The following is an 11343-nucleotide window of genomic DNA, read 5'->3' as shown; positions in this document are numbered from 1 at the left end:
CCAGACGCTTAAGTTCTTCAAAGAGCAGGAGGAAAACCCGTCCGCACCCCGCAGGCACAAAACCCACCGAAGCACTTTCCGAATTTCCCCGATTCGGGGCGCCCAGCCTAGCACTCGCAGTGAAAGTCCGGTTCGCAGCCCCGCGTCAGGCCCGGCCCGGTTTTTCCCGGCCCGCATCGCGCTGACCCGAAATAATCTACACGGCGCTCGCAGCGGGGGTCAAACCGGGGGTCCGGAAACCGGAGAAGGGTGCGAACCCGCAGGTCAGCACCCTTCCCGGAGATCCGTCCTGCGCTCAGCGCAGCACCTTGACACCCGTGGTGTGGCGCTTGCCACGGCGGACGACCAACCACTGGCCGTGCAGCAGATCGTCCTCGCTCGGAGCCCAGTCCTCATCGGCGATCTTGCCGTTGTTCACGTACGCACCGCCCTCGCTGATGGTCCGCCGCGCCGCTCCCTTGCCGTTGACCAGTCCGGTCTCCACCAGCAGGTCCACCGCTGTCGGTCCATCGGAAAGGCGCACCTCGGCCGTCGGAACCGCGGCCATGGCGGCATCCAGCGTGGCCGCGTCGAGCTCGGCCAGCTCACCACGCCCGAACAGCGCCTGGCTGGCCTCGATCACCTTGCGGGTCGCGTCGGCGCCGTGCACCAGGGTCGTGAGCTCTTCGGCGAGCCGTTTCTGCCCCGCGCGCAGCTGCGGGCGTTCCGCCGTGGTCCGCTCCAGCTCCTCGATCTCCTCGCGATCCAGGAAGGTGAACAACCGCAGGTACTTGGACACGTCGGCGTCGGCGGTGTTCACGAAGTACTGGTACCAGGCGTACGGCGTGGTCATCTCCGGGTCCAGCCACACGTTGCCGCCGCCCGTGGACTTGCCGAACTTGCGGCCCTCGGAGTCGGTGACCAGCGGCAGGGTCAGCGCGTGCGCGACGGCGCCCTCCTGCTTGCGGACCAGGTCGACGCCGGCCACGATGTTGCCCCACTGATCCGAGCCGCCGATCTGCAGCTTGGTGCCGTAGCGCCGGTTGAGCTCGACGTAGTCGTTGGCCTGCAGCAGCATGTAGCTGAACTCGGTGTAGGACATGCCGTCGGTTTCCAGCCGCCGCTTGACGGTCTCCCGCGAGAGCATCGTGTTGATCGAGAAGTGCTTGCCGATGTCCCGCAGGAAGCTCGTGACCGGCATCTCCGCGGTCCATCGCGCGTTGTTCTCCGCGATCGCACCGGTCGGCGAATCATCGAAGTCGACGAAGGTGGACAGCTGCTCGCGGATCTTCTCGGTCCACTGTTCGACGGTTTCCGCGTCGTGCAGGTTGCGCTCCCCGACGTCGCGCGGATCCCCGATCAGGCCGGTCGCGCCACCCGCGAGGACCACCGGGCGGTGACCGGCCCGCTGGAACCGCTGCAGCATCAGCATCGGGACCAGGTGACCGGCGTGCAGGCTCGGCGCCGTCGGGTCGAAACCGGCGTAGAGAGTGAGCGGACCGTTGTCCAGATCTCGCCGCAGGGCGTCGAGGTCGGTGGATTGCGCGATCAGTCCGCGCCAGGTCAGCTCGTCAAGGATGTGCTCACTCACGCGCTTCAGTTTCGCGCATGCCCGCAAGCGGATTTACGCCCGGGCCCGCGTCCGGCGACGCCCGCCACGCCGGTAGGAGCTGACGGATTCGGACCCGTCGACCCAGGAGCGCCAGGGCAGCTCCGTCGCGGTCGACACGCCGACGCGCGGACCGCTGCGGATGTCGTCCTCGGCGACCTGGGAGCCCGCGTAGAGGCGGATCGGCGAGTTCGGGTCGGTGAGGTCGATGCCGTTGTGCTCCCGGGTGATGCCCAGGACCCCGGCCAGCCGGGCGGGCCCGCTGGCCAGCTGGGCCTCCTTGCGCGCGGCGGGCCGCCGGGCGCGGGCGATCTCGGCGCCCTCGACGACCTCCCCGGCGCGCAGCAGCACCGCACCGGGGACGCCGTCCTGCAGGCAGACCACGTTGATGCAGAAGTGCATCCCGTAGACGAAGTAGACGTAGAGGTGACCGGCCGGGCCGAACATGACCGCGTTGCGCTCGGTGCGGCCCCGGTAGCAGTGCGAGGCCGGATCGTCCGTGCCCCGGTATGCCTCGACCTCGACCAGGCGGACGGCCACCGGACCGTCCGCACCATCGGCGCGCAGCTCGCAGCCGAGCAGGCTCCGGGCGACCCACAGCGGGTCCCGGGCGAGTTCATCACGCGTCAACTGACTCACGTCGGAAACCCTACCGGCCACCACCCGGCCGTGATCACTTCGACAGCCAGGCGCGATATTCCTGCACCGTTTCGCTCACCCGTTCGCGCTGCTCGGTGACCCGAACAGGCGCCGTACCCCCGTGCGCGTCACGGGACGCGATCGAACCGGCCACCGTGAGCACCTCGCGGACCTGCGGGGTCAGCGCCGGGTTGACGCCGGCCAGCTCCTCGTCGGTGAGCTCCTCGAGGCCGACCCCGCGCGACTCGGCGATGCGCACGCACTCCCCCGAGGCCTCGTGCGCGACGCGGAACGGCACGCCCTGCCGCACCAGCCATTCGGCGATGTCGGTGGCGAGCGTGAAACCGGCCGGGGCGAGCTCGGCCATCCGGTCGGTGTGGAAGGTCAGGGTGCCGAGCATCCCCGCCATCGCCGGAAGCAGGAGGTCGAGGTGCTCGACGGAGTCGACGACCGGTTCCTTGTCCTCCTGCAGGTCCCGGTTGTAGGCCAGCGGCTGGGCCTTGAGCGTGGCCAGCAGACCGCTGAGGTTGCCGAGCAGCCGTCCCGATTTGCCGCGGGCCAGCTCGGCGACGTCCGGGTTCTTCTTCTGCGGCATGATCGAGCTGCCGGTGGCCCAGGCGTCGTCGAGCGTGACGTAGCCGAACTCGGCGGTGTTCCAGATGATCACCTCTTCGGCGATCCGGGAGAGGTTGACCCCGAGCATGGCCAGGCAGAACGCGCCCTCGGCCGCGAAGTCCCGGGACGCGGTGCCGTCGATGGAGTTGTCGGTGGCGCCGTCGAAGCCGAGCTCGGCGGCGACGGCCTGCGGGTCCAGGCCCAGCGAGGAGCCGGCCAGTGCACCGGCGCCGTAGGGCGAGTATGCGGTGCGCGCGTCCCAGTCGCGGATTCGGTCGACGTCGCGCAGCAGCGCCTGGCAGTGCGCGAGCAGGTGGTGCGCGAGCAGCACCGGCTGGGCGTGCTGCAGGTGGGTGCGCCCCGGCAGCACCGCGTCCGGGTAGGTCGCGGCCTGCTCGGTGAGGGCTTCGACGACGTCGAGGACACCTGCGGCGATGCGGCGGTTGGCATCGCGCAACCACATCCGGAACAGGGTCGCGACCTGGTCGTTGCGGGAACGCCCGGCTCGCAGCTTGCCGCCGAGCTCGGGGCCGACCCGCTCGAGAAGTCCGCGCTCGAGCGCGGTGTGCACGTCCTCGTCCTCCAGCACCGGGGTGAACGCGCCGGATTCGACGTCGGCGGCCAGCTCGTCGAGCCCGGCGTGCATGCGCTCGAGCTCGTCGGCGGTGAGCAGGCCCGCGCTGTGCAGCACGCGGGCGTGCGCGCGAGATCCCGCGATGTCGTAGGGCGCCAGGCGCCAGTCGAAGTGGGTCGACAGGCTCAGCTTCGCCATCGCCTCGGCCGGGCCGGAGGCGAACCGGCCACCCCACAGCTTCGTGGGCTCACTAGCTTGCTCGGTCACGGTGCTTCCTCAAGTCGTCGGTTGGTGCGTCGGCCACGCGGTCCTTCCCGGACCGCGGCCGGTTCAGGTCAAGCGGGACTGGGCTTCTTCGCGGATGGCCCCGCTCTCGGGATCGTCCTCGGCCGCTTCGCGCCCGCCCTCGGCCATGGCGGTGAAGCGGTCGGCGAGTTCCAGGCCGGTCAGCGGCTCGCGGGCGACGATCATGACCGTGTCGTCGCCCGCGATGGAGCCGACCACCTCGGACATGGAGGCGCGGTCGATGGCGCTGGCCAGGAACTGCGCGGCGCCGGGCGGGGTGCGCAGCACGGTGAGGTTGCCCGAGCCGTCCGCACCCGCGAGGAGCTCTCCGAGCAGGCGGCTCAGCCGGGAGGTGCCGCCCTGGACGCCGCGCACCGGGCTGCCGTCCTCCGGGATCACGTAGACCGCTGCCCCGCCGTCGGGTCCGCGCAGCTTGACCGCGCCGAGCTCGTCGAGATCGCGGGACAGCGTGGCCTGGGTGACCTCGATTCCGTCATCGGCGAGCAGCTTGGCCAGCTCGGTCTGGCTGCGGATGTCCATCGCGGACACGAGCTCGACGATGCGCGCCTGGCGGGCGACCCTGGTCGTGCTCATGCCCGTCGCACCAGCCAGGTCAGCAGCGCCTTCTGGGCGTGCAGCCGGTTCTCGGCCTCGTCGAACACCGCGCTGGCCGGGCCGTCGAGCACCTCGTCGGTGATCTCCATGCCGCGGTGCGCGGGCAGGCAGTGCAGCACGCTGGTGTCCGGTTTGCCGGTGGCGGCCAGCAGCTCGGGGTTGATCTGGAACGGGCGGAACGGGCTGACCCGGTCCTTGCCGTCGTTCTCCTGCCCCATCGAGGTCCAGGAGTCGGTGACCAGCACGTCGGCTCCGTCCACCGCGCCGTTGGGCGTGTTGTGCAGCTCGATCGAACCACCGGTCTCGGCTGCGCGCTTGCGCGCGGCTTCGAGCACCCACTCCACCGGGCGGAAGCCCTCGGGCGCGCCGATGCGCACGTGCATTCCCGCCGTGGCGCCTCCCACCAGCAGCGAGTGCGCCATGTTGTTGGCGCCGTCGCCGAGGTAGCTCAGGGTCAGCCCGGCCAGCGCGCCGTGCCGTTCCCGGATGGTCTGCAGGTCGGCCAGCACCTGGCAGGGGTGGAACTCGTCGGTGAGGGCATTGATCACCGGACCGCGCGAGACCGAGGCCATCGCGTCGATGCGCGCTTGGGCGAAGGTCCGCCACACCACGGCGTCCGCGTAGCGGGACAGCACTCGGGAGGTGTCCTCGATGGTCTCCTCGCGGCCGAGCTGCATCATCCGCCCGTCCACCACGATCGGCTGACCGCCGAGCTGGTGGATGCCGACCTCGAAGGACAGCCGGGTGCGGGTGGAGTTCTTCTCGAAGATGACCGCGACGGACTTGCCCGTCAGCTCCGTGCAACCGAGCTTGTCGGCCTTGAGCCGGTCGGCGAGGTCGAGGACCTCGGTCTGTTCCGCGGGGGTGAGGTCGTCGTCGCGGAGGAAGTGCCGGGGCATGTTCAGCTCTCCTTGGTGGCGTCGAGCGATGCGGGCAGGTCGGCGAGCAGTCGCCGCACCTGCTCGGCGCGCACGATCAGCGGGGGGCACAGCCGGATGGTGTCCGGCTTGATCGGATTGATGAGGTGGCCGCGTTCCTGCGCGGCGACGGCGGCCTTCGCCGAAACCGGCTCGGTGAGCTCGACGGCCACCAGCAGCCCGGCACCGCGCACCTCGCGGACGAGCGGGTGCTCGAGGGCTTCGACACCGGAGCGCAGCTCCTCGCCGATCTCGTCGACGTGCTCGAGCAGTCCTTCCGAGGCGATCGTGTCCAGCACGGCCAACGCCGCCGCGCACACCACGGGGTTGCCGCCGAAGGTGGTGCCGTGCTGGCCGGGGTGCAGCAGGTCGCCCGCCGCGCCGACGCCGATGCAGGCACCGATGGGCAGGCCGCCGCCGAGGCCCTTGGCCAGGGTGATCACGTCCGGGGTGACGCCTTCGCGGTGGAAGGCGAACCAGCTACCGGTGCGGCCGACGCCGGTCTGCACCTCGTCGAGCACCAGCAGCGCCCCGTTGCGGGTGGCGATCTCGCGAGCGGCCCGCAGGTAGCCCTCGGGCGGGACGACGACGCCGTTCTCGCCCTGGATCGGCTCCAGGAAGATCGCGGCGGTGTCGGAGTCCACTTCGGACTCCAGCGCGGCGATGTCGCCGTAGGGCAGGTGCACGACGCCCGCAGGCATCGGCGCGAACGGCTCCTGCTTGGCGGGCTGGCCGGTCAGCGCGAGCGAGCCCATCGTCCGGCCGTGGAAACCGCCCTCGGTGGCCACGATCTTGCTGCGCCCGGTCAGCCGCGCGATCTTGAACGCAGCCTCGTTGGCCTCGGCACCAGAGTTGCAGAACAGCACCCGGCCCGAGACGCCGGCCAGTTCCAGCAACCGCTCGGCCAGGGTGAGACCGAGGTCGTGCGCGTAGAGGTTGGAGACGTGGCCGAGCTTGCCGACCTGCTCGGAGACCGCCCGCACGATGGCCGGGTGGGCGTGCCCGAGCGCGTTGACCGCGATCCCGCTGACGAAGTCCAGGTAGGTCTTGCCGTCGGCGTCGGTCAGTTCGACCCCGGAACCGCTGACGAAGTCCAGCTTCGGCGTCCCGTAGTTGTCCATCATGGACGCCTGCCAGCGCTGGGCGCCCGCGAGATTGCTCGTCATCACTGATCCTCCGAGTCGGTTCCCGCCGGGAAGACCATGGTTCCCACACCGGCCTTGGTGAACACTTCCAGCAGCACCGAGTGCGCCAGGCGCCCGTCGATGACGTGGGCGCGGGGCACGCCGCCGCGCACCGCGCGCAGGCACGCCTCCATCTTCGGGACCATGCCCGAGGCCAGCTTCGGCAGGAGTTTCGTGAGCTCGTCGGCGTCGAGACGGCTCACCAGCGAGGAGCGGTCCGGCCAGTCGGTGTAGAGGCCCTCCACATCGGTGAGCACCACGAGCTTCTCCGCGCCGAGCGCCTCGGCCAGCGCTCCGGCGGCGGTGTCGGCGTTGACGTTGTGCACGACGCCGTCCTCGTCGGGTGCCACGGTGGAGACCACCGGGATCCGCCCGGCGTTGATCAGGTCCAGCACTGCTTCCGGGTTGACGTCCACGACGTCGCCGACCAGCCCCACGTCGACCGCTTCCCCGTCGACGGTGGCGGTGCGGCGCGCGGCGGTGAACAGCCCCGCGTCCTCACCGGACATGCCCACGGCGTAGGGCCCGTTCTGGTTGACCAGACCGACCAGCTCGCGGCCGACCTGACCGACCAGCACCATGCGCACCACGTCCATCGTCTCCGGGGTGGTCACCCGCAGGCCGCCCCGGAACTCGCCCTGCATGCCGAGCCGATCGAGCATGGAGGTGATCTGCGGTCCCCCTCCGTGCACCACGACGGGCCGCAAGCCCGCCAGGCGCAGGAAAACCATGTCCTCGGCGAAGGCCCGCTTGAGCTCGTCGTCGATCATGGCGTTGCCGCCGTACTTGATGACCACGGTGGCGCCGTTGAAGCGCTGCAGCCACGGGAGTGCCTCGACCAGGACGCTGGCCTTCGCCGCGGCGGTGGCCAGCCGGTCATCGATTTCGTTGCTCATGAGGAATAGGCGCTGTTCTCTTCGACGTAGCCGTGGGACAGATCGGTGCTCAGGATCGTGGCGGTGTGCTCGCCCAGGCCCAGATCGATGAGGATCTCGATGTGCCGCCCGGACAGGTCCGCCTCGGCGCGATCGGCCGCGGTGGCGCCGTCGGCGTAGAGCGTGACCCCGTTGGTGGCGATGGCGACCTTGTCCACGTCGATCTCGGCCTGCGCGCGGCCCAGGGCCATCGCGATGCGCCCCCAGTTCGGGTCGGAACCGAACATCGCGGTCTTGACCAGGTTGTCCTCGGCCACGACGCGCCCGATGGTCACCGCGTCGGCTTCGCTGACGGCTCCGCGCACGGTGATGTCGATGGTCTTGGTGGCGCCTTCGGAGTCGTCCTGCAGCTGGCGCACCAGATCCTGGCAGGTCTCGGTGAGCACCCGGGTGAACTCGGCCTTGTCGACCTGCGTGCCGGAGGCCCCGGAGGCCAGCACCAGCACGGTGTCGTTGGTGGAGGTCCCGCCGTCGACGTCGAGCCGGTCGAAGGTGACCGCGGTGGCCGAGCGCAGCGCGTCGTCGAGATCGTCACCGCTGATGGCGGCATCGGTGGTCAGCACGCTGAGCATGGTGGCCATGTTCGGCGCGAGCATGCCCGCGCCCTTGGCGAATCCGCCGACCGACCAGCCGTCGTCGTGAGCGTGGTGCGCCTGCTTGGCCATGCTGTCGGTGGTCAGCACCGCGCTCGCGGCGTCGAGGCCGGCCTGCCCGCCCGCGTCGAGCGCGCCCGCGGCGGTGTCCACTCCGGGAAGCAGCGCGTCCATCGGCAGCCGCTCCCCGATCAGACCCGTGGAGCACACCGCGATCTCGATGGCTCCCACGCCGAGCACGTCGGCGACCTTCTCGGCGGTGGCGTGGGTGTCCTGGAACCCGCCCGGACCGGTGCAGGCGTTGGCGCAACCGGAGTTGAGCACCACCGCGCGCAACTTGCGCTCCTGCAGCACCTGCTGGGACCACAGCACCGGTGCGGCCTTGACCTTGTTGGTGGTGAACACCCCGGCAGCGGCCTGCTGCGGGCCGTCGTTGACCACCAGCGCGAGGTCCTTGTTCCCCGCGTCCTTGATCCCGGCGGCGATACCGGCCGCCCGAAAACCGGCAGGACCGGTCACGCTCATCGCTTCTCCCTGGTTCGCACTGCTCGGGGTGGTGGTCACGGCGCGAGGCCCGCGGTGGGCAGGCCGGTCGTCTCGGGTAGGCCGAGGGCCAGGTTCATGCATTGCACGGCACCACCCGCGGTGCCCTTGGTCAGGTTGTCCTCGGCGCCGACCACGACCAGCCGATCCGCGTCCGGGTCGACGGCGACCTGCAGGTGGACCGTGTTGGCGCCGAGCGTGGCCGAGGTCTGCGGCCACGCGCCCTCGGGCAGCAGGTACACGAAGGGCTCGTCGCCGTAGGCGTCGAGGTAGGCCTTCCGCGCGGCGGCGTTGTCGGTGCCCGCCCGCAGCGGCGCCGAGCAGGTGGCCAGGATGCCGCGAGCCATCGGCGCCAGCACCGGGGTGAAGTTGACCTTCACGCGCCCACCCGCGGCGGCGCTGAGATTCTGGATGATCTCCGGGGTGTGCCGGTGCGCGCCGCCCACGCCGTAGACGCTCGCCGAGCCCATGACCTCGGCCGACAGCAGATGCGGTTTGAGCGCGCGGCCCGCGCCCGAGGTGCCGGTGACGGCGGTGACCACGGCCTCCGGCTCGACCAGGCCGGCGGCCACGGCAGGAACCAGCGCCAGCGACGACACGGTCGGGAAGCAGCCCGCCACCGCGATCCGGGTGGCACCGCGCAGCCGGTCCCGGGCGCCGGGCAGTTCGGGCACTCCGTAGGGCCAGGTGCCGGGGTGGTCGCCGCCGTACCAGCGCTCCCAGTCGGCGGCGTCGTCCAGCCGGTGGTCCGCGCCGCAGTCGACGACCACGATGCCCTCGCCGAGTTCGGCGGCGAGGGCCGCGGAGTGACCGTGCGGCAGGGCCAGGAACACGACGTCGTGACCGCGCAGTTCCTCGGCGCTGGTCTCGGCGAGCTCGCGCTCGGCCAGCGGCAGCAGGTTCGGGTGATGCTGCCCGAGCTTGCTGCCCGCGTTGCCGCCTGCGGTCAGCGCACCGATCTCCACCTCCGGGTGCGCCAGGAGCAGGCGGAGCAGCTCCCCGCCCGCGTATCCACTGGCGCCAGCCACAGCCACATGAACCGTCATGCGGATAAGTATGCACTACGGTGCAAAATCAATCAAACGACCATCGATGCGCACCCCCAGTGTTCCACTCCCCCGACCGGCGCGAACTGTGATGTCTCTGGTCGTGAGCTGCAGCGGAGCCCGGCGTCGGCATCCGGCGGCTTCGCAGCGGTGCGCGAGATCGCCGGTCCGGCACCGGCGCGCTGCGGCTCCTGCGAACGAGCGACAAGCGCCTGGAACGGGGTCGCGCTTACCGCTCGCCGGAAAGCCCTGAGCGAGCTGCGAACGCGGGCGAGGTGCCTCGAGTTGCCCTCCGACGCCCAACCATCGGAAAGGGCCACGAGCAGCGTCCTTCGTCCTCGACGAGGCGCTCGGGTTCCTGTTCCCGGCGGCGTTGCGGACCGCGGTCAAGCTCGGCACCGCCGAGAATCCCCGCGCCTGCGAGTTGTTCAACGGCGAGCTGTTCAACGCGGGCGTGGCCGCCTTCGCCCCGGGAGCCGACGAGCTGTTCGGGAGCGAGTACGACTTCCCGGCGGCCGGTGTCGCGGTCGACGTCGGCGGCGGCATCGGAGGCGTGCTGCTGGAAGCGCTGCGGCAGCACCCGGGGCTTCGCGGGGTGCTGTTCGACCAGCCCGCGGTGCAGGAGGAGCACGTGCTCGACGAGCTCGGCGAACCGGGCAGGTGGGAGCTGGCGACCGGCGACTTCTTCGAGATGATTCCCCGAGGTGGCGATGTCCACGCGCTCCGCTACGGCACGCACGACTGGAACGACCAGCAGTGCGTGCGGATCCTGCGCAACTGCCGCGAGGCGGCGGCCGGCGGCGGCCGGATTCTCGTGGTGGACACGGTTCTCCCGGCCGGCAACGTCACGCGCATGGCGGTGGACGTGCTGATGATGCTCGGGCTGCCGGGCCGCGAGCGCACCGAACCCGGGATCGAGCGGCTGTTCACCGAGGCAGGTCTCCGTTCGACCCGGATCATCCCGATCGGTCCGACGCTGTCCGTCCTCGCAGGGATCATCTTCTTCGAACGAGTGAATTCGAGTGTGATGACCGTCTTATCGCGCCGAGGTTGACCGGTCGCCGCGCCGATTCCGGCCGTCGCAGCTGGAACTCCGTCATCGCTTTGATGTGCGGTAACTCGGCCGACACGAAGGTTTCACAGCGTTGGGGAAAGGTCACAGGTTGTCCACCCCCCTGGTGACTTCGCGGCACCAAACCGGCATCATCGGATCGATGACGATGATCCCGCCGCACCCGAATCCGGGGGCCCGCCACGCAGCGGCGCCGATCACCACGTCCGGCTGGGTGGGGCGGAGAATCCGGTTACGCGCGATCGACCCCGCGGACCGCCGCACCCTGGTCCGCTTCGACCGCTCGTCGACCCGCGGATTGGCCCAAGCCGAGGGATACCGGCACTGGGCCGCGCACCGCGCCCAGCACCCCGACGCGGTCGACGACTTCCAACTGGCCATCGAAACCCGCCGCGATCAGCAGCTGGTCGGGTCGATGTGCACCAGCCAGGCCGACGAGCCGGGGGTTTTCGGCTACGGCGTCGGCATCGGCCCGCAATTCCGCAGGTGCGGCTACGCCGACGACGCGATCGTCACGCTGCTGGCCCTGATGTTCACCCAGCGCGGCTACCGCAAGTGCCAGGTCGGCATCTACGCGGACAACCAGCCGTCCCTGACGCTGCACGACAAGCTCGGCTTCCAGGTGGAAGACCGGTCCGTCGAACCGGATTCGCTCTCCGACGGCGTGCACGAGCTGATCCTGATGGGGCTGACCGCGCAGGACTTCACCACCCGGCACCTGCCGCGCCGGGACTGAG

General features: G+C 70.5%; 11 protein-coding genes. 2 read left to right on the top strand and 9 right to left on the bottom strand.

Annotated features, from left to right (window positions below; translation table 11 throughout):
* Positions 1 to 295: 295 nt before the first annotated feature.
* The 9 genes from tyrS to argC form a co-directional block, all read right to left on the bottom strand.
* On the bottom strand, positions 296 to 1570 hold the full coding sequence (gene tyrS, locus ABD289_RS10220; protein ID WP_344129152.1) for a tyrosine--tRNA ligase: 1275 nt from the start codon (positions 1568 to 1570) through the stop codon (positions 296 to 298).
* A 33-nt stretch (positions 1571 to 1603) separates the two neighbouring features.
* Positions 1604 to 2227, bottom strand: a complete 624-nt coding sequence (locus tag ABD289_RS10215; RefSeq protein WP_344129150.1) for a DNA-3-methyladenine glycosylase — start codon at positions 2225 to 2227, stop codon at positions 1604 to 1606.
* Between the two features lie 34 nt (positions 2228 to 2261).
* The gene (gene argH, locus ABD289_RS10210; protein WP_344129148.1) at positions 2262 to 3683 is read right to left on the bottom strand and encodes an argininosuccinate lyase; all 1422 of its coding nucleotides are present in this window, start codon (positions 3681 to 3683) and stop codon (positions 2262 to 2264) included.
* Positions 3684 to 3746: 63 nt separating this feature from the next.
* Positions 3747 to 4295 (bottom strand): arginine repressor, encoded by a 549-nt coding sequence (locus ABD289_RS10205; RefSeq protein WP_344129146.1) that lies wholly within the window; start codon positions 4293 to 4295, stop codon positions 3747 to 3749.
* The gene (argF, locus tag ABD289_RS10200; RefSeq protein WP_344129144.1) at positions 4292 to 5215 is read right to left on the bottom strand and encodes an ornithine carbamoyltransferase; all 924 of its coding nucleotides are present in this window, start codon (positions 5213 to 5215) and stop codon (positions 4292 to 4294) included. Before argF ends, ABD289_RS10205 begins: the two co-directional genes overlap by 4 nt.
* A gap of 2 nt (positions 5216 to 5217) precedes the next feature.
* Complete coding sequence (locus ABD289_RS10195) at positions 5218 to 6399, bottom strand: acetylornithine transaminase (protein WP_344129142.1); 1182 nt, start codon at positions 6397 to 6399, stop codon at positions 5218 to 5220.
* A complete protein-coding gene (argB, locus tag ABD289_RS10190; RefSeq protein ID WP_344129140.1) occupies positions 6399 to 7313 on the bottom strand; it encodes an acetylglutamate kinase in 915 nt (304 codons plus the stop codon). The genes ABD289_RS10195 and argB overlap by 1 nt, the downstream gene beginning before the upstream one ends.
* A complete protein-coding gene (gene argJ / locus ABD289_RS10185; protein WP_344129138.1) occupies positions 7310 to 8470 on the bottom strand; it encodes a bifunctional glutamate N-acetyltransferase/amino-acid acetyltransferase ArgJ in 1161 nt (386 codons plus the stop codon). The genes argB and argJ overlap by 4 nt, the downstream gene beginning before the upstream one ends.
* A gap of 35 nt (positions 8471 to 8505) precedes the next feature.
* Positions 8506 to 9534: an N-acetyl-gamma-glutamyl-phosphate reductase gene (gene argC / locus ABD289_RS10180; RefSeq protein ID WP_344129136.1), complete on the bottom strand. Its 1029-nt coding sequence runs from the start codon at positions 9532 to 9534 to the stop codon at positions 8506 to 8508.
* A gap of 373 nt (positions 9535 to 9907) precedes the next feature.
* Between argC and ABD289_RS10175 the strand changes: the two genes are divergently transcribed.
* Together ABD289_RS10175 and ABD289_RS10170 are read left to right on the top strand one after the other, a co-directional pair.
* On the top strand, positions 9908 to 10588 hold the full coding sequence (locus ABD289_RS10175) for a methyltransferase (RefSeq protein ID WP_344129134.1): 681 nt from the start codon (positions 9908 to 9910) through the stop codon (positions 10586 to 10588).
* A gap of 160 nt (positions 10589 to 10748) precedes the next feature.
* Positions 10749 to 11342, top strand: coding sequence for a GNAT family N-acetyltransferase (locus tag ABD289_RS10170; RefSeq protein ID WP_344129132.1), 594 nt, complete (start codon positions 10749 to 10751; stop codon positions 11340 to 11342).
* Position 11343: the final 1 nt, after the last annotated feature.

Origin of the sequence: Saccharopolyspora halophila (assembly GCF_039531955.1) — a bacterium.
Lineage (GTDB): Bacteria > Actinomycetota > Actinomycetes > Mycobacteriales > Pseudonocardiaceae > Saccharopolyspora > Saccharopolyspora halophila.
Note: the sequence above shows the minus strand (reverse complement) of the source record. Positions and strands in the feature narration are given on the sequence as shown.